This is a genomic window from Collinsella sp. AM41-2BH (assembly GCF_003468085.1).
In the GTDB taxonomy this organism is placed as follows: Bacteria; Actinomycetota; Coriobacteriia; order Coriobacteriales; family Coriobacteriaceae; genus Collinsella.
The window spans coordinates 11,998-36,848 of record NZ_QSGH01000001.1 but is presented as its reverse complement, the minus strand read 5'-3'; the positions used below and the strand labels follow the sequence as shown (position 1 = coordinate 36,848).

Here is a 24,851-nt window from a genome sequence, read left to right as displayed (position 1 = left end):
TCGTTACTCCTTAACGGTTTTCTGTAGCAGGCAGACGGCCCAGGCGCCAATTCCCTCGCCTTGGCCTTCCCAACCGAGCTTTTCGGTCGTGGTGGCGGCGACGCCCACGTTTTCCACGTCGACGCCCAGGGCATGGGCAAGGTTGGCGCGCATGGCATCGCGGTGCGGAGTGATCTTGGGTTGCTGACAGGCAATGGTGCAATCGGCATCAACAAACTCAAAGCCCAGCTCGCGCGCATAGTCCATCACGCGGGCGAGCAGCACCATCGAATCGGCACCCTCGTAGGCGGGATCGGTGTCGGGGAATAGCTTGCCGATATCTCCCCCGCGGCAGGCGCCCAGAATGGCGTCGGCCAAGGCGTGCGCGAGCACATCGGCATCCGAGTGGCCCAGCAGGCCGCGCTCGTAGGGAATGTCGACACCGCCGATGATACATCGACGCCCCTCCACCAGACGGTGAACGTCGTAGCCATGGCCAATGCGCAGGTTACTGAACATGGGGAAGGTCCTCTCCCTCGGCCATGCGGCCAAGCAGAATCGCGGTTACGGGACGCAGGTCCTCGGGTACCGTCACCTTAAGGTTATCGCGCGGGCTCTGGACACAGCGGACGCGCCCGCCCATGCGCTCGACCAGCGATGAATCGTCGGTACCGATAAAGCCCTCGGCGATAGCAGCGGCGTGAGCGCGCTTCATGGCGTCGACGCTAAAGATCTGCGGCGTCTGCGCGGCCCAGTACAGCTCGCGCGGCGGCGTCTCGACGATGTTGTCGCCATCGACGATCTTGAGCGTGTCGATCGCGGGCTGACCGCACACGATACCGTCGAGAGCACGGTCGCTCACGAGCACGTCGACCGCATGATCGATGGCCTCGGTCGTGATGAGCGGACGGGCGCCGTCGTGGATGGCGACATATTCGAAACCCGCCGGTACCGCATGCACGCCGGCACGGGTGGAGTCCTGGCGGGTGTCGCCGGCATCGGCAAAACTGATGGGCGTGTCATAGTCAAACGGGTCGATGGCCAGGCGGCGCATCTCGGCACGGCGCTCGGCAGGGCACACCACCACGATGTGGCCGACCTTGTTGCTACGATCGAACGCGCGGATGGACCAGCTCATGAGCGGACGGCCCGCCACGTTAACGAGCTGCTTGCCGCCGGGATTTCCAAAGCGCTGGCCGCTGCCGCCGGCAACGACCACGGCGCATACGGGCGCCATTATGCGTTCCCCTGTTTGGTACCCTTCATGCGGTACAGGGAGTCCGCAAGAATGGCAGGGTTGTTGACGCCAAAGTCGCCCAGGCGCTCCGGATCCTCGCTGATGTCATCCATGAGCTCCTGCAGCGAGCCGTACTCGTCGACGATCTTCTCGGCCACGCCGTCGCGCACGACGGACACGCGCGAAAGCGTGCGCAGGCCCAGCGGCGTCATGACGGAGTCCTCGTCCAGGTCGTCGTAACCCAGAACCGCCGCCACATGCTGTGGGTCGGACAGGTCCTTAGGCGTCATACGGCTCAGGTTGGCGCGGATCTTTTCGGCATTGGCCTCGGAGGAATCACTCGCATAGTCGCGAATCATCAGGTCGTACTCGGTATCCATGCTGGAGCCGGCGAGCTGCTCGAGCTGCATCTGCACGAGCTTGCCCTGGTTGCCCAGCTTGACAATGCAATCCTTAAGCTCAGTCTTTGCCTGCTGCATGATCTCGAAGCTCGAGAAAATCCCGGTGATATCGGCGAGCGTAACGTAGTCATCGAGCTCGAGGGCCGTCAGACGCAGCAGGGAGCGGTCGAGCGACTGACGGGTGGTCTGAAGCGTGGCGACGAGCTGGTTGACCGAGCTCATGATGGTGGTGACGGGCTGGATCTCATAGCTCTTGCCGTGAACGTACACGTTGACGACGGCACGACGGGCCGAGACCGAGATCACGATGGCATCGGTGAGCACCGACATGCGAGCGGCAGTGCGGTGACGCATGCCCGTCTCGCTCGTGGCAAGCGAGGGATCGGGATTGAGGTGGAAGTTGGCGCGCAGGATCTGGGTGAGGTCGCCGTCGATAACGATGGCACCGTCCATCTTGGAGAGCTCGAACAGGCGGTTCGAGGTGAACGAAATGTTGAGTGGGAAGCCGTCGTTACCGGCAGCGAGCACGTTTTCGGTGTCGCCGACGCAGATAAGGGCACCCAGGTGACCGGCGATGATCATGTCGAGGGCGGTGCGGATCGGCTGACCAGGTGCCGTCAGGCGGATGGCCTGTTCCATACGCTTTTGCAGCTCGTTCTTATCCAAGGCATCGCTCCCATCGCATACGCTCCATAAACGCTAAATAGTTTCTCACGGTTTGTCCCCGCGGCGCTCGCGAAATCCGATGCTTACAGAATGAGCGAACACCGCTAAGATAGCTAATTTGGGACGGGCTCTTTTGACTACCCAATCAACCATGTGCCAAGGTTAGTCTTTTTGTTGCTCCCCCAAGAGGTACACGCGGGCCTGCCCGCAGAGAGGGAGCCAAACCATGGGACTCGTAGAGCTCGTGTTGCTCGCCGTTGGCCTTTCGATGGACGCCTTTGCCGTTTCCATCTGCAAAGGTCTCGGCATGAAAAAGATCAACCTTAAAGTCGCCGTGGTGCTCGGCCTGTTCTTTGGCGGCTTTCAGGCCGGCATGCCCGTAATCGGATGGGCGCTCGGCAGTCAATTCATGGGCATCATCGGACCCATCGACCATTGGATCGCCTTTATCCTGCTCGCCTTCATTGGCGGCAAAATGCTGTGGGAGGCATTTACCGAGGACGAGGATGAAGGCGACGGCAAGGATGCCGAAAGGATTGACCTGGGCGAGTACCTGATCCTCGCCATCGCCACCTCAATCGACGCCCTAGCCGTGGGCATCTCATTTGCCGCGCTCTCGGTTGACATCGTTCCCGCCGTATCGCTCATCGGCGTCACAACGTTTATCTTCTCCGTCGCCGGCGTAGCAATCGGCCACACCTTTGGCGCGCGCTACGAAAAACCCGCCACCATCGTGGGTGGCGTCGTGCTCATCCTCATAGGACTCAAGATTCTGCTTGAGCATCTGGGGATTTTGGCGCTGTAGTGCCAAACACAATCGCTCAAAACTCAACGCCAGCACAAGGACTCATGCAGAGTTTTGCATGAGGCCTTTTCATGCAGACTTTTGCATGTCATACTGATATGCAAAAGTCTGCACGTTAGGAGGTCGCCGTGGATACCTTTCCCATCACCACACCGCGCCAAGCTGGCATCTACGTGCGCCAGACACGCGAGGCTCAGGGTCTCACCCGTGCCGCCCTCGCCAAAAAGGCCGGTGTTTCGGAGCGCCTGCTCGCATCGCTCGAGCTGGGCGACGCCACGGGTATTCGGCTCGACAAGTTGCTGACCGTTTTTAACGCACTCGGCATAGGTCTCTTTGCGCAAAGCGATAACGACTCCATCGCATCGCCCTCCGAACATCCGACGACGATAGCGGACCTCCCTATCGTGAACTCGAATGCCCTGCTAAAGCCAAGCGTAGGCAGACGACCCGCCCGACAAGGAACGCCATCTTCCTATGGTGCCCTGCTGGCCCAAATCGCAGTCGAGCAAGGCCTTTCCGGCACTTCAGACCTCTCCTTTGGCTGTAAGGTTGTGAAATAAATGGCAGAGATGGAGCTTGCGACCCTCATTTGTGGCGAAATCGCCGGCACTCTCCGGCAAGACAAGCATGGACTCTGCAGCTTCGTATACGCCCCAACCTATCGCGGAGCACCGCTATCGCTAACAATGCCGCTTTCCAATCGCACGTATGGCCATAACATCGTCCGCCCGTTCCTATTTGGCCTTTTGCCCGACAGTCAAGAACAGCGTCGCGCTATTGCCGCCGAGCATGACGTTGCATCCAACAACCCCGTCGCCCTCTTGTGCCATATCGGTCTTGACTGCGCGGGGGCCGTTCAGTTTTGTCGAGCCGATCAATTAGACGCCGCCCGCGGCAGGGTCTCGGCATACCGCCCGCTTACCAATTCTCAAATCGCTCACAAGCTCAAATCAATTCGCGATGACGAAAGAGAGACATGGATGGGCTCCAACGAAAGCTGGTCCCTGGGCGGCAACCAAGGCAAATTTGCACTAGCTTGGCATGACGGCCAATGGTGCGAATGTCTAGGGTCATCCCCCACTACCCATATCTTCAAAAATGGTGTCGTTGGGTTCAAACATCAGGCCTTAAACGAATTCGTCTGCATGAAAACAGCTCGGCGTGCTGGCATTCCAACTGCCAACGTCTCCTATTGCACATTTGAAGACGAAGCCGCGCTCGTCGTTGAACGGTACGACAGAATGGTCAATAGCAGCGGAAATATCGAAAGGCTGCATCAGGAGGACTTTTGCCAGGCGCTCGGTGTATTGCCAAGCCAGAAATACACCGCCGACGGAGGACCAACTACACGAGACATCCAAGAACGACTGATTAAAACAGTCCCCCACCACATGAATCTTGTGCTTTTTACCTATATGTTGTTCTATAACGCCATTATCGGAGCGCCTGACGCACACGCTAAAAACTACTCGCTCATCCTTGGCAAAGGCACAAACGCGGCGCTCGCCCCCATGTACGATGTCGCGTCGGGTTTGGCGTATGAGCGCATGCGCCGCCGGGCGCGCCTCGCCATGAGCGTTGGCGGCGAAAATCGTGTGGGGCGCATCGGTCCAGGCGCTATCCGCCGATACCACGGTATGGGCGACCCCGCGCTGGAGGCGGCGCTTACCGATGCCGGGCTATCCGAGAAGTTTTGCTTTGCAACCATGATGGACCTCGCCTACGAGGTACCCATTTGCATGGAAGAGGTCATGGACGAATACGCCGACCTGCCCGGCATGGCGGACCTGCGCGAGCATATGCTCGGCCCCGTCCGCGAAAACTGCCAGCGCACCCTCGACCTCATCAAGGCGGATATGGGCTAGACGCCAATCAATTTCCCATTTCTTAAAAGAAGAGAGGGGGCACCCGTCGCAAAAGCTCGGATGCCCCCTCTCGTAATGTCATTTGCAATCCGCTAGCACGTAGCTCAGACTGCTGCTAGCGCAACCTTTACGCAGCGAGGCGCTTGAGGACGTCGATGAGCAGCTCGTAGAAGCGCTCGGCAGAAGCGAGCTCCATGCTCTCGTCCGGGGTGTGGACATCGGAGAGCGTCGGGCCCACGGCGATGGCGTCCAGGCCGTGCAGGGCCTCGGCAAACAGGCCGCACTCAAGGCCGGCGTGAATGGACTCGATGCGCAGCTCGGAGCCAAATAGCTCGCGATAGCTCTCGACAAAGACGTCGCGGACCGGCGAATGCTCGGCATAGCTCCAGCCGGGATACTCGAACTCAAACTTGGCGTCGAAGCCCAGGACATCGGCAAGCGTCTGCAGGCGGTCCTTGAACTCGTTCTGCAGCGAGGTGATCGAGGAGCGCGGGGACAGCATAATCTTGACCTGATCATCGGAAGTGGCGACCACGCCGATGTTGGAGGAAACCTCGACTGAGCCGTCGGTGGCGACGTTGCGGCGAATCACACCATTGGGGGCAAGACGCAGAGCGCGGATGAGGGCAAGCGCGGACTTCTCGTCCATGGCCTCGACCTCGGCGTTGTCGGCGATCTCGACAGTGCAGGTAAAGCCGGGGTCGAAGACCTCGAGCTCGGCGGTAACGTCGGCGATGATGCCACGGGCGATCTCGGCCGCGGCCTCGGCGGCAGCGTGGTCGGCGTAGACCAGAACAGCCTTGCACTCACGATTGATGGCGTTGTCCTTGGTGCCGCCGTTGAAGCTGACGATGGCGGGCTCACCGGCAACCATCAGGCGGTCGATGATGCGGGCCATGATAAGGTTGCCGTTGCCGCGCTCCAGGTTGATATCGCTGCCGGAGTGACCGCCCAGCAGGCCGGAGATGTCGAGCGTGAGGGCGCTACCGGTCTTGTGCTCGCGCGCGATCGGGCAGGTGTAGGTAACGACGACGCCGCCGGCGCAGCTGACGGTGGCAACGCCCTCTTCCTCGGAGTCAAGGTTAATCATGGTGCGGGCGCTAATCTGGGACTTGTCGAGTGTCTCGGCGCCGACCAGGCCAGTCTCCTCGTCGGTGGTGAATACGCACTCGAGGGCCGGATGGACAATCGAATCATCGTTGAGCACGGTAAGCATAAGCGCGACGGCGATACCGTTGTCGGCGCCCAGGGTGGTGCCGTTAGCGGTGAGGACGCCGTCCTTGACGACCAGGTCGATACCGTCGGTCGTAAAGTCGTGCTCAACGGAGCCCAACTTGTCGCACACCATATCGATGTGGCCCTGCAGCATCACGGTCGGGGCATTCTCGGCACCGGCAGATGCGGGCTTGCGAATGATGACGTTGTAGACCTCGTCCTGATACACGTCGAGGCCGCGCTCCTTGGCAAACGCAACCAGGAAATCGCTGATGCCCTTCTCGTTGCCAGACCCACGGGGGATCGCGCTGACCTCCTCAAAGAAATGGAACAGCTGAGCGGGCTCGTAGCCGGTAATCTTGTAGTCCATGGTGCCTCCTTGGCGCAACTGGTTAGACAGTAAGATATGCGACTTGTATATTCCCAGACTTTGCGTGCATAAACCAGTCGAAAACGCCGAGCGCCCTTGCATCATCGGCTAACGGTGAGGAAACGCCACTTTATTAAGGTAAAGCAGGTTAGACGGGCCGCGCCGAAGGAACGTTGGACCCTTCAACCAACCTCAACGCTTGATCAACGTTTATGCATACGCCATTGATATGTTTAATGAGATCTACTTTGAACGAAGGGGGCTTTCCAACAGAAAAAGGGCGCTCCTTTGGAACGCCCTCGTGGACACAAGGTTTTGTTACGCCCTACAGCGCGCCGGAACCGGCTTGCATCATGCCGCCGGGGCCCGAGGTCACGCCGCCGCTCACGGGCGCGGCGCTGCCAGTGTGCGGTGCCGCCGGGGTGGTATCGCCACCGAGCGTACCTGCCGGACGCGGTGCCGGAATCTCGCCCGTGCCGTGGCTAAAGACAAACTTGCCATCGGCCACGTCGCACAGGACGGTATCGCCCTCGCCCCACTCGCCGGCCAGAAGTTCCTCGGACAGCGGGTCCTCGATGAGCTTTTGAATAGCACGGCGCAGCGGACGCGCACCGTTGGTGAGGTCGGTGCCCTCGGCCACGATCTTGTCATAGGCCGCATCGGTGAGCTTGATGTTCATGCCGTTTGCGATCAGGCGCTGGCGCAGATCGTCCACCAGCAGGTGCGCGATCTTGGTGAGATTCTCGCCCGAGAGCTTCTGGAACACCACAATGTCGTCGATACGGTTGAGCAGCTCGGGGCGGAACAGGCGCTTGAGCTCGCCCATCGCGCGGCCCTTGATTTCACTCGACGTGAGACCCTGCTCGCCGGTGGTGCCAAAGCCAACGCTCGCATCCTGTGCGATCTCGCGGGCGCCCACGTTGGACGTCATGATGATCACGGTGTTGCGGAAGTCGATCGTCTTGCCCTGGCTATCGGTCAGGCGGCCCTCCTCCAGCACCTGCAGCAGGATGTTGAAGATGTCGGGGTGCGCCTTCTCGATCTCGTCGAACAGCACGACCGAATACGGGTGACGACGAACGGCCTTGGTAAGCTGACCGCCCTCGTCGTGACCCACGTAACCCGGAGGGCTACCGATGAGCTTGGAGACCTCGAACTCGCTGCCGAACTCCGACATGTCGAAGCTGATGAGCGCGTCCTTGCTGCCAAAGAGGTACTCGGCGAGCGTCTTGGCGAGCTCGGTCTTGCCTGTGCCGGTGGGACCCAGGAAGATAAAGCTGCCGCCGGGGCGACGCGGGTCCTTGAGCGGCGAACGGCTGCGGCGCACGGCCTTGGCGACGGCCTCGACTGCCTCGTCCTGACCGATGATGCGCGTCTTGAGCACGCTTTCGGTCTGCAGCAGGCGCCGGCTCTCGCTCTCGGTGAGCGAGGAAACCGGCACGCCAGAGGTCACGGACACGATGTCGGCAATCTGACTCACGTCGATGGTGAGCGGGCTGGCGTCGAGCTCGGCGGTCCAGGCGGCCTTGGCTTCGGCGAGTTCAATCTCGGCGGCCTTCTGCTGCTCGGTGATCTCGGCGGCCTTGTTCATGTCATCGCTCTCGGTGGCCTCCTGCGCGGCGGCCTTGAGCTCCTCTATACGATGCTCGGCCTCGCGCACCGGCTCGGGCGCGCGGTTGGCGGCGATGCGAGCGCGGGCGCCGGCCTCGTCGATGAGGTCGATGGCCTTATCGGGCAGGAAGCGATCCTGAATGTAGCGGTTGGAAAGGTTCGCGGCGGCCTCGATAGCACCCTGCGTATAGCGCACATGGTGGTGCTCCTCGTAGCGCGGCTTGAGCGCGGTCAGGATCTTGACCGTGTCCTCGACGCTCGGCTCCTCGACATCGATGGTCTGGAAGCGACGCTCGAAGGCCGGGTCCTTGGTGAGGTACTTGCGGAATTCCTCGGCCGTGGTGGCGCCGATAATCTGGAAGGCACCGCGCGCGAGTACGGGCTTGAGCATGGAGCTCGCATCGATGGAGCCCTCGGCAGAACCGGCACCGATGATGGTATGCATCTCGTCGATAAACAGGATGACGTCGTCCGCTTCGGTGGCCTCCTGGATCACGTTCTTGAGGCGCTCCTCAAACTCGCCGCGATACTTGGCACCCGCCACGAGACCCGGCAGGTCGAGCGTCCAGATATTCTGGTTCATGAGGTTCTCGGGCACGTTGCCGGCAGCAATCTGCTGCGCCAGGCCCTCGACGATGGCCGTCTTGCCCACGCCGGGATCGCCCAGGATAAGCGGATTGTTCTTGGTGCGGCGCGAAAGAATTTCCATCATACGCTGGACTTCCTTTTCGCGACCAATCACAGGGTCGAGCTCGCCGTCGCGCGCCTTCTGCGTGAGGTTGGTCGCGAACTGCTTGAGCGTGTCGGTGCCACTCCCCTTTTGCTGAGAGGCATCCGAGCCGCTAAAGAACGGCAGGCCCGCACCGGGACGACCAGCACCGGCGCCGGCGAGCGGGCGCTTCTTGTCCTGGTCCTTGGCGGTAAGCTTCTCGATGGCCTTCTTGATGGAAGCAGACGACACACCCAAGCGCATGAGGATGTCCATGGCCATGCCGTTACCCTCTTCGACAATGCCGATGAGCAAGTGCTCGGTCGACACGTAGGTCTGGTTGTTCTCGCGTGCCACACGGAAAGAACGCTCCATCACGCTAATAACGAGCGGCGTAAAAGCGAGCTTGGCGGCCTCGGTTTCCTCGCTGGGCTCGGGAACGGTAGTCTGGACTTCTTTGAGCGTGTCCATGATGTCGTCGTAGGAAATATCGAGCGAGCGCAGCGCCTCAGCGGCAATGCCCTCGTCCTCCTTGGCAAGCGCGAGCAGCAGATGCTCGGTACCCACCTTATTTGAATGAAGATCGAGCGCCTCTTGCTTGGCCATGGACATGACCTTGCGCGCACGATCGGTAAAACGGTCTAACATGCTAGTTCCTCTTAGACGAGCTAGTTTTTTCAAACGCAAAGCGCCACTCGTGGCGGCGCTTTGGTCTCTTTACCCATATGGAGTATATGTTAACCGCTGCGGCCTTTTCCGCATGCAGCCATACGACAACGTCTACAAAAAAGGAATCGCCGGGTGCGGCGGACGCTCTAGGTTAGAGGCTGTTGCCTAACAGGCAGGCTCGGCATCCATGCTCTCGGCAACGTCGTTGACGACATCGGCAGCGGGAGCACCCGGCATGCGCACGAGCTCCATGTGCGGTTCGGCAAAGACCGTGCCCATGGGGAAGGCGCGGCGGAATACAAAGCGAGCAACCGGACCAGCCACCAGCAGGTTCCAAGGCAGGGCCATGATAAAGTTGCGCGGAATGTTGACGAGCCACATCATCGGCAGCGCCTGCAAATTGGCAAGCGGGCCGCCGGGCATATGGAACAGGCCTTCGCACGCGCCGTAGAGTGACATGATGATGACCATGGGAACGACCATGCAGGAGCTGACGGCGAGCGTCATGGCAAGCGGCGAGCTCTTGCCCGGCGTGACCAGGAATTTAAATGCGAAACCCTTGGCAAGGGGGCTGGCAACAAACCAGTCGCAGCACATGGCAAATATGTAGGCAACGGGGAAGCCGAGCCACGCGGCGGCAACAACCTCGCCGTTGATGGCCCCATGCTGCAGGGCAACGTTGTAGATGCTCATCCAGAGCACCATGCAAAAGCACATGATAAAGGTGAACAGCAGGCTCTCTCGTTTGTTGATAGGCATAAAGGGCATGGTCCTTTCTGTGCTGCGCCGCGGCGCACAACAAAAACGGGCGGGCGAGATGGAGCTGTTGGGACTTCATCTCGCCCGCCCGTGGTACGTGCGTCTGCGACTACTTATGTGGTGGAACCAGCCTAGCACGAAAAGCGCGTGCTTCGTAAGCGTTGAGTTTATGAAGATGCAGGGCACCAATAATCCCCCGACCCCATAAGTTGCGGTGGAATACGGACTGTTTTGACCCTTTAAGCAGCAATTCAGTCCCTATTTCACCGCAACTCATTTGGTGCAAAGTAACCTGTTCCCCTTGCACCAATTAGCTGGTGTGGCGCCAGCGAGGGTCGGTGAGCGTACGCGCCACACCCAGGCCAACGGGCAGAAACGCCACGATGAGCACTGCACGCACAAACCAGCCGAGCATATTGACCGTGTCGAAGGTGCACATGTAATACATCGAGCGATACAGATACAAGCCCGGCACCATAATGACAATCGATGGCACCGTGAGGGCGATACGTGGGTAGGTGAGCCTGATTTCTGCCAGGCTTGCCAGCAAACCCGATACGAGCGCCCCGATAAATGCAGCCGCCTCGGGAGGCATTCCCGCGCTGAGGCCCAGGAAGGGAAGCATCGTCGGCCCATCGACAAGGGTCAGACGAAGGGTATTGGACACGGCGCCGATCAGCCCAGCTGCCGTGGCCATCTTTACCGGGCTGTTGAACATCACTGAGAAGCCGAATACGCCAACGAAGCTCATTACCACGCGCAAGAGCGTAAGGGCAAGCGGCGAAAGGCCGAGCGGCGCAAAGTCGTCCGGCGCCAGGCCAACACACTCGGCAACCATCCAACCTACGAGCGTCGCCATCACAATAATCGACACAGCATACGAAAGACGCTCAATGCCGCTTCGCATGTCGAGCTTAGCGATGTCGAGACCTGCCGTAATGAGAGGAAAGCCGGGAATCACAAAGAGCATGGCGCCGATATAGCCTTCTTGGTGCGACATTGCCCCCGGTATGACCTGGCCAAGACCGAGCAATGCCAGCAGATACGAGACGCAAGCGAGTGCAACGCCGATCGTCAGCGCGCTAAACTGGCCAAGGCCCTGCTTAAGAATATGGGAGCGAGCAAAGTTGCCGACACCAGCGCCCACAAATGCACAGGCCATCTCGATAGGGCCGCCGCCGAGCAAAAAGACGAAGGCGCCGCAAGCACAGGCTGCCGCAAGGCCCTGTTGCCAGGGAGTGTAATCAGGTTTTGAACTCTCAACGGTCTTGAGCATCTCGTGATACTCATGCACCGTAAAACGACGGCCATATGTCTCGATTTCCTTTAGGAAGCTCTCCATCATCCAAATGCGATGGGTATTGACGCCCGTTGTGGGCAAGCTGACGACTTCGTTAAAGCAGTGACCATCTTCAATACAAGTACACTCAAACGACAGGAGACTTAAGTCAACGTGGATGGTGACACCGAGCACGGCGGCGATGCGATTCATGGTATCGCGTACACGCCAGGCACCCGTTCCGCTCGCGAGCATAAGCATACCGGTGCGACAAATGATGGATGATTTGTCGGTAAGTGGCGCATCGACGGCAAGCTCATCGCCTGCCGTCACGATCTGGCGCCAGTCAGTTTTCATATGGAGCGCGCCGGCACGGACACCGTGGTGCAAAGAGATTCTCGAAAGCAGCGGGTCGGGGCGCGAAGGCTGTGGGGGTTCCGTCGATTCATTCTCAACCTCATCAGCCCCTTCACCCACTAGGTCAAATGAGTCAAGCGATGCCGGCTCGCGACGGTCGATCGGCTCCTCGTCCTCATCATCAAAATAGTTGAACTGATTGAGCATGTCCTCTTCGATTGCACGATCGCTCGCGTCGTCCATACAGACGCTCCCTTCCTACCGACTAACCCCCATCCTAGGCAGCGACGGCTAAAGGAAACATAAAAGAGACGACTGTCATGCGAGCCACGTGCGCAATAGCCGTTGGGTAGTCGTTTAAGAACGTCCCCAATGACTATTGACGGCCAAGGCAACGCCGATGTATTGGCAACGTCAGCGAGCGGGCCGCATTTGAGACAAGGTGACGTGAAACGAAAGGGCGCTGACCTTCTGGTCGCGCCCTTGAAGTTGAACGTCAGATTGTCCAAATGCGGCCCGCGCAGCGTCGGCCGGTCCGCCGTTCGGTAGAACGGCGGAACCAATTAGTACATCTTTGCGCCGGCGGGGATGGAGGCGTCGAGCTGGATCAGGTTGAGACGCTCCTCACCATCCTCCTCGTGGATAGCGCTGATGAGCATGCCGCAGCTGGGAATGCCCATCATCTTGCGCGGAGGCAGGTTGGTGATGGCGAGCAGAGTCTTGCCGACCAGGTCCTCGGGCTCATAATAACCGTGAATGCCGGAGAGGATGGTGCGGTCGGTGCCAGTGCCGTCGTCGAGCGTAAAGTTCAGCAGCTTCTTGGACTTCTTAACGGCCTCGCACGCCTTGACCTTCACAGCGCGGAAATCGCTCTTGGAGAAGGTATCAAAGTCGACGAACTCCTCAAACAGCGGCTCGACGGCGATCTTGGAGTAATCAACCGTGGGCTTGAGCGGCTTGACGAACGGGCTCGCGGTGTTGCCGGCCTCGGCAGCCTTAGCGGCAGCGGCACCGGACTGGAAACCCTTCTCGGGCTTCATGTGCGGGAACAGTAGCACGTCGCGGATGGAAGCCTGGTTGGTGAGCAGCATGACCACGCGGTCGATACCGATGCCGATGCCGCCCGCGGGAGGCATACCGTACTCGAGGGCGCGCACGTAGTCCTCGTCGTACTCCATGGCCTCGTCGTCGCCGCCAGCCTTCTCAGCCATCTGGGCGGCAAAGCGCTCGGCCTGGTCGACCGGGTCGTTGAGCTCGGAGAACGCGTTGGCGTACTCGTGACCGGCGATAACCAGCTCAAAGCGGTGCGTCAGGCGCGGGTCGTCCTCAAAGCGCTTGGCAAGCGGGCTGACCTCGATGGGGTAATCGCAAACGAACGTGGGGTTGACAATGGTGTCCTCGCCCAGCTCATCGTAGATCTCGGCGATAATCTTGCCGGCGGTCCACTCGGGCTTAATCTCCAGGCCCTTCTCGCGCGCGGCGGCAGCAAGCTCCTCGACCGGCGTGTCGATGGTGACCTGCTTGCCGAGCACGTCGGAAACGATGTCGGTCATGGGACGGCTGGCCCACTCACCAGAAAGGTCGATGGTCTGGCCCTGGTACTCGATGACCTCGGGGTTGCCGATGGCCTTGTTAGCCGCCTTAATGACACCCTGGGCGAGCGCCTTCATGCCCTCGAGGTCGGAGAAGGCACGATAGGCCTCCATCGTGGTGAACTCGGGGTTGTGGGTAAGGTCCATGCCCTCGTTGCGGAAGATGCGGCCGATCTCGAAGACGCGCTCAAAGCCACCGACGATGCAGCGCTTGAGGTGCAGCTCGGTAGCAATGCGCAGGTAGCATTCCTGATCGAGCGCGTTAAAGTGTGTGATGAACGGCTTAGCCGTAGCGCCACCCTGAATGGTCTGCAGAATGGGGGTCTCGACCTCCATGTAGCCGTCGGACTCCATAAAGCGGCGGAAGGTGGAGAGAATCTGCGAGCGCTTGCGGAAGGTCTCGCGAACATCGTCGTTGGCAATCAAGTCGACATAGCGCTGACGATAGCGGGTCTCCTTGTCGGAGAGGCCGTGGAACTTCTCGGGCAGCGGGCGAACGGCCTTGGAGAGCAGCTTCGCGCTCTTGGGGGCGACGGAAAGCTGGCCGCGCTTGGTACGCACGACCATGCCGGTCACGCCCAGGATATCGCCCAAGTCGAGGGCCTTAAGCGTGCTCCAGGCCGCCTCGTCCATGTCGTTAATACGGCAGAACAGTTGAATCTCGCCAGTCGCGTCGCGGACGACGATGAACATGATCTTGCCCTGGCCGCGCTTGGCGACCACACGGCCGCCGATCTTCACAACGTCCTCAGTGTCCTCGCCATCGGCAAGATCGGCATACTTGGCCTCAATGTCGACGACATAGTCCTCGATCTCGGAGTGCTCGGGATAGGGGTTCTGGCCCGCCTCGAACAGGGCGGCGCGCTTGGCCAGGCGCGTGGCGCGCTCGTCGTTGAGCGTCGATACCTGCTCGGCGGCGTTCTGGTTCTCTGCCATAGTTAGCTCCTCAAACTAAAACGCTCCCCAGGATTCGGTCCCAGGGAGCGAAAACATACCTTTACGCGGGACCGTGGTCTAGCGTGCGATCTTGGCGATGGTGTAGACGCGAGTCTTGCCAGAAGGCGTAACGACCTCGACGGAGTCGCCCTCGCCGTGACCGATGATGGCGTGACCGACCGGAGACTCGTTGGAGATCTTGTGCTCGAGCGAGTTGGTCTCGGTGGTACCGACGAGCGTGACTTCCATGACCTCACCGTTGGGATCGATGAGAGAAACGGTGGAACCGATGGAGACGGTCAGATCGCCCGTGGTGGCAGCAACCTGAGCGTTGGCGAGGATGGCCTGAATCTCGGCAATGCGAGCAGCATTCTGGGCCTGCTTGTCCTTGGCGGCGTCGTACTCGGAGTTCTCCGAAAGGTCGCCAAACGCGCGGGCTTCCTTGATGTCCTCGACGATCTCCTTGGCGTAATCGCCCTCACGCCAAGCGAGCTCCTCGACGAGCTTCTGGCGGCCCTCAGCGGTCAGTACAATCTGGCTTGCGTCCATACGGATATCTCCCCAACTATGACGTAACGATCAACTGTCAACAAAACGAAAAAGACCGGCTAGCCTGCGGGCAAGCCGGTCAGGTGCTCACCCCAAAGGGATGGGACTACTCTGCGTCCGCGTCGCTGTCCTCTGCCTGCTTTTTCTTGGCAGCAGCGAGCTTGGCCTCGAGCTCTGCGATCTCCTTGTCCTCCTTGGACTCCTCGACCACAACGTCCTCGGCCTGCTTGGTTTCACCCTTATCGTCGCCCTCCATACCCTCGCGGATATTCTTGACGGTAGAGCCGAGGGACTTGCCGAGCTTCGGCAAGTTCTTAGGCCCGAAGATGATCAAGACAACGACGAGAATAATGATGAGCTCAGGAGCCCTCAGTCCAAACATGTAGACCTCCACAATACAGCGAGACAAGCTCGAATGAGTATACCGCGGGTGTCGCGGTATCACAACAATAGCTAAAAAAAGGGACCGCAAGAAGCGGTCCCTTCTCATGCTCTGGTCGGGTTGACTGGATTTGAACCAGCGACCCCTGCGTCCCGAACGCAGTGCTCTACCAAACTGAGCCACAACCCGTTAGCTCGACTATAGTAACAAAGATTTTCGCCGTGTGCTAGAGAAATTTTTATTTCTTTGGCGCGTCGATTTGAACCGTGTTGGGAATAAGCTCAGTCGCGCAGGCCCACCAGCCATTTTGCTGAGCAGCTCCCGCAAGATGGGCTGCCGTAGCGACGGTATCGCAAATGGCAAACGAGCAGGCACCCGAACCGCACACGTCCACCGCAACGGTTCCCTCCTGTGCGCGCAGCCAGTCGAGAACCGCCTGGATCCGCGGCTCCATCTGCACGGATATGACGCCCAGATTGTTATGAACGAGCGCATATGCCGCCTCGGCATCGCCGGCGCGCAAGGCAGAAGCAATCGCACCGGGTTTGTCCGCGGGCACCGGGCTCTCATCAAATCGTCGATACGCTTCAACCGTTGAAACGCTCGTCTCGTGCGGTTTGACCAATACGACAGGCGTTGCCGGAAGCACAGGATACTCAGTGGCCAGCACATCTCCCCCGCCCACGTAGAATGCAGGGCTCGCGTGCAAAAAGAACGGCACGTCGGCACCGATACCGCGAGCGATGTCATCGAGCGCAGGGTCGGTGCGGTCGATATCCCACAGCTCGGCCAAGGCAACAATGACCGCGGCGGCATCCGTCGAGGGACCTCCCAGGCCTGCGCACAGCGGGATACGCTTTTCGATCGTCACGCACACGTTGGCATCGCGACCGTAATGCTCGGCCATAGCGATTGCCGCCCGATAGGCCGTATTTTTTTGCATGGGAAAATCGGATGCCGGAACCGTCTGAACGGTCAACGCCTGCGCCGGCGTGACCGTCACGGTATCGGCTAGACCGACGGCTGCCATCAGGGAATCGACTCTGTGATAGCCGCGGGCGTCGCGCTCGGTATGAACTCCCAGATAGAGGTTAATCTTTGCCGGCGCGGTAAGGATGAGGGACCGATCGGTCACCGTTAGTGCTCCTCGAGCTGGTTGCCGAGCGGGGTAAAGATATGCTCGCCGCTCTCGGGGTCGAACAGTTCGACCTGGCCGGTAAGGACATCGATATACTGGTAGGACTGACGCGATTTGCGGCCGCGACGCTCGTCAACCTCAACGATAAAGACGGCGGGGTGGACGCTCTTGATGGTGCCCATGCGCTCGATGACGCGGGTACGGCCCATGTTGGCCTTCACCTTGACGCGATCGCCCACCATATCGGTCAGCTTCTCGTGGATGTCGTCGACGTGATTGACTTCCATCTCTTCCATGAATAGGGCCTCCAGAGGGTGCAATTCAAAAAGGGGATAATACCCCTAAGATAGACAAAACTCTAATACTATAGCACCCTGCTGCAGCCATACGCAAGCAGCTAAAAAAGCCCCGCCCCAAATTGACTACTTATAGGCTGTCGGTATCGAGAACGATGGTGAACGGGCCGTCGTTGACCAGGTCGACCTTCATGTCGGCACCAAAAATGCCGTGCGCCACATGCTCAACGTCTTGGGCGACGAGCGTCAGAAAGTACTCGTAAAGTTCGTTAGCGACATCGGGCGCGCCGGCATCCGTAAACGACGGACGGCGGCCGTGGCGGCAGTCGGCAAACAGCGTGAACTGCGACACCACGAGCACCTCGCCGTCGACATCGGCCAGTGCCAAGTTGGTCTTGCCGTTCTCATCCTCGTTGATACGCAGCCCGCAGAGCTTGCCCCACAGCTTGTCGGCTTCGGCGCGTGTGTCACCGTGGCCCACGCCCAGCAGCACCAGGTACCCGCGTCCAATGCGGCCCACGCACTCGCCGTCGACCGTCACACCGGCGTTGAGCACGCGCTGCACCACCGCACGCACGGTTTACTCCTCGCCCGTCAGCTTGGCGGACAGATGCTCGAGCGCATGGAAACGATGACTGATGGCGTTCTTCTCGTCCGCCGTGAGCTCGGCCATAGTCTTGCCCGGCGTATCGACCGGCAGGAACAGCGGGTCGTAGCCAAAGCCGTGATCGCCGCGGCCCTCGTGCGCGATAACGCCCTCGCAGGCGCCCTCGCCATAGGTGACCAGGCCGTCCGTATCGATAAGCGCGACGACGCTCATAAAGCGCGCGGTACGATCCTCGTCTGCCACGCCTTCCAGGTTAACGAGAAGCTTGGCGTTGTTGGCGGCATCGTCGCCATGCACGCCCGCATAGCGCGCGCTATACACGCCCGGCTCGCCATCCAGCGCGTCGACGACCAAGCCGGAGTCGTCAGCAATGGCCATAAGGCCCGTCTCCTCGACCGCAGCCTGCGCCTTGATGATGGCGTTCTCCAAAAACGTCGTGCCATTTTCCTCAGGGTCCTCAAAATCGCCCAGCTGGCCGAGCGCCACAAAGCGCACCTCGGGCATGACCTTGCCCAAAATGGCCTCGATCTCGGTGAGCTTATGGGCGTTGCCGGTTGCCACGACGATGGTCGCCGCCGGGTCGAGGGTGTCGATGTCAATCTTCTCAAGTGCCATAGCTGGCCTCCTTTGTCTCTATAGCAATGCCGAGTTGAGGACGACGAGGACTTCGGCCTCTCTCCCCTCTCAATCAACGGCAGTCTTATACTTCGACGTTTTCCCAGATAAAACCTACCAAAATAAACCTGTCCCTTTTTGGCAGGTTAGGCGAGGGCTTGGCGCTGGAGCTCGATGAGCTCGGCAATGCCCTTGTCGCCCAAATCGAGCAGGGCGTTGAGACGCTTGCGGTCGAAGGGCGCCTGCTCGCCGGTACCCTGGAGTTCGATCATCTCGCCGGAATCGGTGGCGACGAGATTCATGTCGACCTCGGCATGGCTGTCCTCGGAATAATCCAAGTCGAGCAGGGTGTTGCCGTCGACGACGCCCATGGAAATGGCGGCAACCTGGCCCGTGAGCGGGATGCGCTCGAGTTTGCCCGCCTCGACCCACATGGCAAGGGCGTCGTGCAGCGCCACCCAGGCGCCGGTAATGCTCGCCGTACGCGTGCCGCCATCGGCCTGGATCACATCGCAGTCGACGGTAACGGTGTACTCGCCGAGTGCCTTCATGTTGACGACGGTACGCAGGCTGCGGCCGATAAGCCGCTCGATCTCCATGGAGCGGCCCTTGCGGTTGGCATGCTCGCGCTTGCAGCGTTTACCGGTCGAGGCCGGCAGCATCGCATATTCCGCCGTTACCCAGCCGGCCTTGGCGCCCTTGCGCCAACCCGGCACACCCTCCTCGATGGTGGCGGCGCACAGTACGCGCGTGTCGCCGAACTCCGCCAGGCACGAGCCGTGGGCGTGCTTCATGACGCCGCGGGTGAGCTTAACGGGACGCAGCTCGTTGGCGGCGCGGCCGTTGGCGCGGTTGACCTGCATGTATTCCATGGAACTATCCTTTCGGCAAAAGATGTGGCGAAGCCTCCGGCGACATTGCGAGCCTAACCGAGTTCGTCGATATCGACATGCTCGATGCTTTTAAGCGGCTGGCCAAAGATAAAGCTACCCGCCACCGCAAACTCGGCAATGTTATCGGCCGTCGTCGCAAAGCGATGCTGCGGCTCGGCAGCGTCGCCCGCCAGCTGCTCGCGGCGTGTGAGAATATCGGTCAGCTCGCGCGTGGTCTCCTCGGCGGAGCTCACCACGCGCACTCCGGGACCCAGCGCATGGCGAATAGGCCCCACGAGCAGCGGGAAATGCGTGCAGCCGAGTACCACGGTATCGATGCCGTGGTCACGCAACGGCTCAACCGTAGCGCCGACCAGCGCACGCACGGCAGGCGTATCGAAGATGTCCTCGTTCTCGAGCCACTGTTCCTGCAGATGTGCACCCGAGGCGAGCTCGTGTTCGACAACCTCGACAAAGCTTGAGGCAGGACAGCCGTATACATCGACGCCGGCATCTAGATCCTGAATGGCGCGCGTGTAGGCGCCCGAGCGAATGGTGAGGTTGGTGGCGAGCACGCCTACGCGACGCGAACGGGTACTGTTGATTGCCGCACGGGCACCCGGCGCGATCACGCCGATCACGGGAACGTCGAGCACCTGCTGGGCCAGACGCAAGGCCGCGGCGGTCGCCGTGTTGCAGGCGATGACCATAATCTTGACGTCGTGCTTCGACAGCCAACGACCCGCCTGCAACGCAAACGAGCGCACCTCATCCTCGGTGCGCGTGCCGTAGGGGCAGCGTTTGGTGTCGCCGAAGTAGTAGACGGACTCGTGCGGCAGCGCCGTCGCGATAGCGCGCGCAACCGTCAGACCGCCCAAACCAGAATCGAACACGCCAATCGGACGCGTGTCGCCTGCCGGATTCTCGATATCGGACATTACCTCACCAGTCTCTCTCGAAAAGACATATCCAAGTGCGGCGACGCCGCGCTACGAACGCGCCGCGACCAGCAGCTCTGCCGTCGCCGCCCAACCGTCGACAATTTTGCCGCGCGTAACGAAAGCGTTCTCGCAAGCAGCCAAGAACTCGGGCGCACCGGCGCTCGTCAGGCCATTCTCGACCAGGCAGAACGTGCCCACGTGATCGGCCATGTAGAAGTCGGACTCGGAATCGCCGAGCGCCAACGTCTCCTCGCGCTCGATCCCTAGGTGCTCGCAGAAGCGCGCAATGGCGACGCCTTTGTTGAGGCCCGCGGGGTTGATGTTGAAGGCGCGACCGTCCTCGACGCGATCGAGCTCGAGCGTCGTCGGCTTGGACAGGTGAGTCAGATGGCCGTTGCAAGCCCAGATCAGACCGCAGCCGGCCTCGTCCAGGATGGCCTGCGCCTCGTCATCGGGAATGTCGCCGCGCATGCCGACGGTGACCTCGCGGTACTTGTAGCCGGTCGACATGTCGTTGTGATACTCGATCTTGTGCGGCCAGCGGGCGAGGATCTTCTCGCACACGCCGGTCTGCTCGATCACCTGGTGCGGCGTGAGACCGCAAGAGGGGTCGTAGGGCATGTCGCCGGTCAGATACTCCCAATCGTTGGCTTTGAGGTCGTACATGACCAGGCCGCCCATCTCACCAATGTAGGAGTTGAGGCCGAGCACGCGCGCATCCTCGTGGATCATGGTGCGGTTGCGGCCCGAGGTGGGAACCACCTGAATACCAGCGCGGGCAAGTGCCACGACGGCCTCGACGAGTTTGGTCGAAGGGTTGCCGTCGTTGTCGCGCAGCACGCACGAGCCGGGTGCGAGCATCGTAGCATCCAGGTCGGTAAAGACGTACTTAACCTTGGCCAAGCGCTCGCGCATCTCGCCCGAAAGCTCGGCGACGGTCGGCAGGGTGTTGTGGGACATGGTTACTCCGTTTACGTAGAAGGGTTTGGACTTGGACTGCATGTTTTGATTGAGGGAACACGCTTATGGCGACAGCGCACTCAGGGCGCCGCCGCCATCATGGTTCGTTAGTCAAACTGGGTAACATCGATCAGGCGATTGGCCAACGAAAGGTCGCTCTCGATGGGCACGAACTCGTCGCCCACGTGCATGAGCTCCTCGTCACCCTTTGCCAGCAGCAAGACAATGGTGGGAGCATCAGGGTTGACGTACTCCTCGCGCGCTGCCTTGAACGCCGCATGCACAGCGGCTTCGCGATCGAGGATGATCTTGTTCGGCGTATCGTCGGGAACATGTTCGGCAAGCTCGCGACAGACCTTCATCGGGTCCTCGTGAGCTGGATCCTCGTTGGCAAAGATCATCAGGTCGGAATATGGTGCGGCCTCGCGCGGAAGCTGCTCGCGGCGCTCCTGCGCCTTGCCGCCGGCGGCGCCAAACACTGCGATGACCGGGCTGGCGGGAAACGCGCGCTTGACCGACGAGAAAAGCGAGCGGAACGAAAGCTGGTTGTGCGCGTAGTCGACAACGCAAATCACGCGGCCGTCCTTCGACTCCACGACCTCCATGCGGCCCGGCACACGCAGTTTGGAGAGGCCCTTCTTGATAGCCTCGATACCGATGCCGATCTCGCGCGCGGCGGCGATAGCGACCAGCGCGTTCTCCACGTTAAAGTCTCCCGCGATACCCAGCAGGATCTTCTCCCCCGCCTCGGACTCGTCGGCACACAGGCCATGCAAGTTGAACTCGATGCTAAAGCCGACCATGCGTACGTCGCTCGCCCACAGGCTTGCCTCGGGATGCTCGACGCCAACGGTCACCAAGCGCTCGGCCGTCGACGCTGCCTCCAGCACACGGTCGACCTCTTCGGTGCCCAGATTCACCACGGCGGTCTTTGCCTGGTCAAAGATCCTGAGTTTGCTCTCAAAATAATCCTCAAACGTAGGGTGTTCGATCGGCGAGATATGGTCGCGGCCGATGTTGAGGAAGCACGCCACGTCAAACGGCAGATTCTCGACGCGTTGGTACTTGAGCGCCTGGCTCGAGACTTCCATGACCATGGACTGGCGACCGGACGTGCGGCAGTTGGCGATATGGCGCCAGACTTCGGGGGCCTCGGGCGTAGTATTGGTGCTCTCATAGCACTCGATGCCATCGTCGGTACTCACCGAGCCGATCATGCCGCAGGACTCGCCCGCCGCTTTGATAATCGACTGGAGCATAAAAGCGGCCGTGGTCTTTCCCTTGGTACCGGTGATGCCCACGATCTTGACGTCGTGGTCGGGACGGTCGTAGACCTCCGGCGGCAACAGGGCCATGGCCGTGCGAACGCTATCAACAACCAGCATCGCAGCACCGCTCTCCTGCGCCAGCGGCTCCAGAGACTCGACCAGCGACTCTTCGCACACAAATGCGACGGCACCCGCATCGAGCGCCATGCTCAAAAACGCGGGCTTAAAGGCAGCACCTTTGCAAAAGAACACGTCACCTGCCGAGACCGCGCGCGAATCAAACGAGCAGCCGGTCACGGCACGCTCGTCAACCTGCTCTGATGCGCGCAGCTCGCCGCACACATCGAGAAGCTTGGCAAGCGTATCGACCGTGGTCACGGTCGCGGAATCCGAATGGTGCATCTTTCACCTTTCTCAGCCATTTGGCAGGGACGGTTTTTATAGTAACTGAAACGCACCCACGCAAAAACGGCTCCCGGAGGAGCCGTTACGCGCAGGCGTTCGTAAGCCGAGGCTAGGCAGCCTGAACAGCGGGCTGGTCCTCGTCGATAAAGAAGCGCTTGTACCACACCAGGAACACGAGCGGCGTATAGATCTTGCGCTGGAAATCGCCCTTGCCCGCAAAGTGCAGATCGAGCAGGTGCATGAGCTCGTCGGTATCGAAGAACTCGCTTGCCCACGGCGCGGTGAAGTACTCCTTGACATAGTCGTACCACTTTTGCTCGCGCAGCCAGTAGACAATCGGCACCGGGAAGCCCACCTTGGGACGGGTGGCCCACTCATCGGGCAGCGACTTGTTGGCAGCGTGGCGGAGTACCTGTTTGTTGCCGTTCTCGTTGATGCGGTAGCGGTCGGGAATGTGCTCGGCGAACTCCATGACTTTGCGGTCCAGGAAGGGCACGCGCAGCTCCAGCGAGTGCGCCATGCACATCTTGTCGGCCTTGAGCAGAATGTCGCCCGGAAGCCACATGTTCATGTCCAGGTACTGCTTCTTGACCAGCTCGGGCTGACCCTTCACGCGCGCATAGATGGGAGCGGCAAGCTCGAAGGCGCCATCGCCGGTGTTGTACTCGGGCTTGAGCACGCCGTCGACCTCGCGCTCCGGCCATACCAGAGCCTGTCCCAGGAACGACTTCTCGGGGATCTCGGCACCCTTGACCAGGAAGTTATGTCCCTTGAAGTACGGCATATGCAGCGCCAGGTTACCGAGCGCGCGACGGATGGGCAGCGGCACCATCTTTTTGTACTTGCGCACCGGAACCGTATCCTCGTAGTAGGCGTAGCCGCCAAAGAGTTCGTCGGCGCCTTCGCCCGAAAGCACGACGGTAACGTCCTTGCGGGCCATCTCGGCCAAGAACCACAGCGGCACGGAAGACAGGTTGGACTGCGGCTCGTCCATGTGATACTGGATGTCCTCGAGCGCACCGAAGAACTCGTCGGCGGTAATCATCTTGCGAACGTTTTCGACGCCGAGCTTATCGGAAAGCTCCTTGGCGTAGTTGGTCTCGTTGAAGTTCTTGTAGTCAAAGCCCACCGAGAAGGTCTTGTCGGGCATGAGGCAAGCGGCGATGTAGCTAGAGTCGACGCCACCGGAGAGGAACGACGCGACCTTGACGTCGGCGATGCGATGGGCCTCGACGCTCTCGTGCACGACCTCGTCCAGCTCGTCGACGTACTCCTCGAACGGCTTCTCGACGGCAGAGTAATCGCAATCCCAGTAGCGCTCGATGTTCATCTTGCCGGTCGGGATATCGACGGTAAAGTAGTGCGCCGGCGGCAGCTTGTAGACACCCTCGAAGAAGGTCTCCTCGGTTGCCGAATACTGCAGCGTCATGTACGGACGCAGGGCCTTTTTGTTGACCGCCTTGTGGAAGTGCGGGTAGTCCAGGAAGCTCTTGATCTCGGAACCAAAGAGCACGCCCGGAGCGCCGTCGCCCGCATCGGCCATGGGATAGTAGTAAAGCGGCTTGATGCCAAAGATGTCGCGGGCGCCAAAAAGCTTGTTCTTCTTTTTGTCCCAGATGACGAAGGCGTACATACCGCGCAGGCGATCGAGGACGGCCTCGCCCCACTCCTCGTAGCCGTGCAGGAGGCTCTCGGTGTCGGCGCCGCAATGGAACTTGTAGCCCTTGGCTTCGAGCTCGGAACGGAGTTCTTGGAAGTTGTAGATCTCACCGTTGAAGACAATGACGACGCTACCGTCCTCGTTGGCCATAGGTTGGGCGCCGGCCTCGGTCAGGTCGAGGATCGACAGGCGGCGGAAGCCGAGGGCAACGCGGCCGTCGATAAACTGACCGCCCATGTCGGGACCGCGATGGACGATGCGGTCCATCATCTTGGTGAGCACCTCGGATTGGTTATCCGTCCCACCGACAAAACCGACAAAACCGCACATATACTATCCCCTCTGCTGTTGCTGGGCATCAAATCGAATCAGTAGCTTTTGAGTATACCCGAGGGCGTAAAGAGGGGCGGAATGTTCAGGCAATCTCAACTGAATCAGCTCCGCGCCGACACGCGGGTTGATTTCCGATCTCAGCCGAACATATTGAGCAAATAGGCCGTTCCCGCACCTAGCCGAACGCCCCCGCGGCCCCCTCCGGGGCCCGGGGGCGCCGTTTTCCCAGTTGAAGGAACGGTGGAGATGTGTTTCGATGGGTCCGGCGGCCATGCTCCGCCCGCCGCCCGGCACCTCTTCCCAGACTCAGCCGAACGGTCGGTCCGCCTATTCCGTTTTTCCCTTTCAGGCTAGGACAGCGGGGCATCGCCCCTT

At 60.4% G+C, this 24,851-nt stretch carries 22 protein-coding genes and 1 tRNA gene; 3 read left to right on the top strand and 20 right to left on the bottom strand.

The window, feature by feature from the left end; translation table 11 throughout:
* Positions 1-3: 3 nt before the first annotated feature.
* From ispF to disA, 3 genes are read right to left on the bottom strand one after another with little or no spacing between them, the layout of a single operon-like run.
* A complete protein-coding gene (gene ispF / locus DW899_RS00180) occupies positions 4-498 on the bottom strand; it encodes a 2-C-methyl-D-erythritol 2,4-cyclodiphosphate synthase (RefSeq protein WP_006234975.1) in 495 nt (164 codons plus the stop codon).
* Positions 488-1,216: a 2-C-methyl-D-erythritol 4-phosphate cytidylyltransferase gene (gene ispD, locus DW899_RS00175; protein ID WP_117799683.1), complete on the bottom strand. Its 729-nt coding sequence runs from the start codon at positions 1,214-1,216 to the stop codon at positions 488-490. Before ispD ends, ispF begins: the two co-directional genes overlap by 11 nt.
* Positions 1,216-2,283 carry a DNA integrity scanning diadenylate cyclase DisA gene (gene disA, locus DW899_RS00170; protein WP_089572525.1) on the bottom strand — a complete coding sequence of 356 codons (1,068 nt, stop codon included), beginning with the start codon at positions 2,281-2,283 and terminating at the stop codon, positions 1,216-1,218. The genes ispD and disA overlap by 1 nt, the downstream gene beginning before the upstream one ends.
* A gap of 226 nt (positions 2,284-2,509) precedes the next feature.
* Between disA and DW899_RS00165 the strand changes: the two genes are divergently transcribed.
* The 3 genes from DW899_RS00165 (at position 2,510) to DW899_RS00155 (ending at position 4,953) form a co-directional block, all read left to right on the top strand.
* Positions 2,510-3,088, top strand: coding sequence for a manganese efflux pump MntP family protein (locus DW899_RS00165; protein ID WP_117799682.1), 579 nt, complete (start codon positions 2,510-2,512; stop codon positions 3,086-3,088).
* Between the two features lie 128 nt (positions 3,089-3,216).
* Positions 3,217-3,648 carry a helix-turn-helix domain-containing protein gene (locus tag DW899_RS00160; protein WP_117799681.1) on the top strand — a complete coding sequence of 144 codons (432 nt, stop codon included), beginning with the start codon at positions 3,217-3,219 and terminating at the stop codon, positions 3,646-3,648.
* Positions 3,649-4,953 carry a type II toxin-antitoxin system HipA family toxin gene (locus DW899_RS00155; protein WP_117799680.1) on the top strand — a complete coding sequence of 435 codons (1,305 nt, stop codon included), beginning with the start codon at positions 3,649-3,651 and terminating at the stop codon, positions 4,951-4,953.
* A 127-nt stretch (positions 4,954-5,080) separates the two neighbouring features.
* On the opposite strand, the gene DW899_RS00150 is transcribed toward DW899_RS00155, so the two are convergent.
* The 17 genes from DW899_RS00150 to asnB all read right to left on the bottom strand — a co-directional run bounded on the left by DW899_RS00150 (position 5,081) and on the right by asnB (position 24,473).
* The gene (locus DW899_RS00150) at positions 5,081-6,538 is read right to left on the bottom strand and encodes an aminoacyl-histidine dipeptidase (protein ID WP_117799679.1); all 1,458 of its coding nucleotides are present in this window, start codon (positions 6,536-6,538) and stop codon (positions 5,081-5,083) included.
* A 325-nt stretch (positions 6,539-6,863) separates the two neighbouring features.
* A complete protein-coding gene (locus tag DW899_RS00145; protein ID WP_117799678.1) occupies positions 6,864-9,506 on the bottom strand; it encodes an ATP-dependent Clp protease ATP-binding subunit in 2,643 nt (880 codons plus the stop codon).
* 186 nt (positions 9,507-9,692) lie between these two features.
* On the bottom strand, positions 9,693-10,286 hold the full coding sequence (locus DW899_RS00140) for a DUF2798 domain-containing protein (protein WP_117799745.1): 594 nt from the start codon (positions 10,284-10,286) through the stop codon (positions 9,693-9,695).
* 310 nt (positions 10,287-10,596) lie between these two features.
* Entirely contained in the window at positions 10,597-12,165 is a 1,569-nt protein-coding gene (locus DW899_RS00130; RefSeq protein WP_199570232.1) for a threonine/serine exporter ThrE family protein, read from the bottom strand.
* A gap of 320 nt (positions 12,166-12,485) precedes the next feature.
* Positions 12,486-14,450, bottom strand: coding sequence for a lysine--tRNA ligase (gene lysS / locus DW899_RS00125; RefSeq protein WP_117799677.1), 1,965 nt, complete (start codon positions 14,448-14,450; stop codon positions 12,486-12,488).
* Positions 14,451-14,528: 78 nt separating this feature from the next.
* Entirely contained in the window at positions 14,529-14,999 is a 471-nt protein-coding gene (gene greA / locus DW899_RS00120) for a transcription elongation factor GreA (RefSeq protein WP_006234960.1), read from the bottom strand.
* Between the two features lie 106 nt (positions 15,000-15,105).
* Complete coding sequence (tatA, locus tag DW899_RS00110; protein WP_158554565.1) at positions 15,106-15,381, bottom strand: twin-arginine translocase TatA/TatE family subunit; 276 nt, start codon at positions 15,379-15,381, stop codon at positions 15,106-15,108.
* Positions 15,382-15,493: 112 nt separating this feature from the next.
* Positions 15,494-15,570: transfer RNA gene (locus tag DW899_RS00105), tRNA-Pro, on the bottom strand.
* Between the two features lie 49 nt (positions 15,571-15,619).
* Positions 15,620-16,516 (bottom strand): 4-(cytidine 5'-diphospho)-2-C-methyl-D-erythritol kinase, encoded by an 897-nt coding sequence (ispE, locus tag DW899_RS00100; protein ID WP_117799675.1) that lies wholly within the window; start codon positions 16,514-16,516, stop codon positions 15,620-15,622.
* A 2-nt stretch (positions 16,517-16,518) separates the two neighbouring features.
* Complete coding sequence (locus DW899_RS00095) at positions 16,519-16,815, bottom strand: Veg family protein (RefSeq protein WP_117799674.1); 297 nt, start codon at positions 16,813-16,815, stop codon at positions 16,519-16,521.
* A 130-nt stretch (positions 16,816-16,945) separates the two neighbouring features.
* Positions 16,946-17,392, bottom strand: coding sequence for a D-aminoacyl-tRNA deacylase (gene dtd, locus DW899_RS00090; RefSeq protein ID WP_117799673.1), 447 nt, complete (start codon positions 17,390-17,392; stop codon positions 16,946-16,948).
* A gap of 3 nt (positions 17,393-17,395) precedes the next feature.
* Positions 17,396-18,037 (bottom strand): RdgB/HAM1 family non-canonical purine NTP pyrophosphatase, encoded by a 642-nt coding sequence (gene rdgB, locus DW899_RS00085; protein WP_022094898.1) that lies wholly within the window; start codon positions 18,035-18,037, stop codon positions 17,396-17,398.
* Positions 18,038-18,183: 146 nt separating this feature from the next.
* Positions 18,184-18,909, bottom strand: a complete 726-nt coding sequence (rph, locus tag DW899_RS00080) for a ribonuclease PH (protein WP_117799672.1) — start codon at positions 18,907-18,909, stop codon at positions 18,184-18,186.
* 53 nt (positions 18,910-18,962) lie between these two features.
* Entirely contained in the window at positions 18,963-19,847 is an 885-nt protein-coding gene (gene murI, locus DW899_RS00075) for a glutamate racemase (RefSeq protein WP_117799671.1), read from the bottom strand.
* A gap of 51 nt (positions 19,848-19,898) precedes the next feature.
* The gene (locus tag DW899_RS00070) at positions 19,899-20,810 is read right to left on the bottom strand and encodes an HAD family hydrolase (RefSeq protein ID WP_117799670.1); all 912 of its coding nucleotides are present in this window, start codon (positions 20,808-20,810) and stop codon (positions 19,899-19,901) included.
* 107 nt (positions 20,811-20,917) lie between these two features.
* Entirely contained in the window at positions 20,918-22,480 is a 1,563-nt protein-coding gene (locus DW899_RS00065; RefSeq protein WP_117799669.1) for a Mur ligase family protein, read from the bottom strand.
* A gap of 112 nt (positions 22,481-22,592) precedes the next feature.
* Positions 22,593-24,473: an asparagine synthase (glutamine-hydrolyzing) gene (gene asnB, locus DW899_RS00060; RefSeq protein ID WP_117563808.1), complete on the bottom strand. Its 1,881-nt coding sequence runs from the start codon at positions 24,471-24,473 to the stop codon at positions 22,593-22,595.
* Positions 24,474-24,851: the final 378 nt, after the last annotated feature.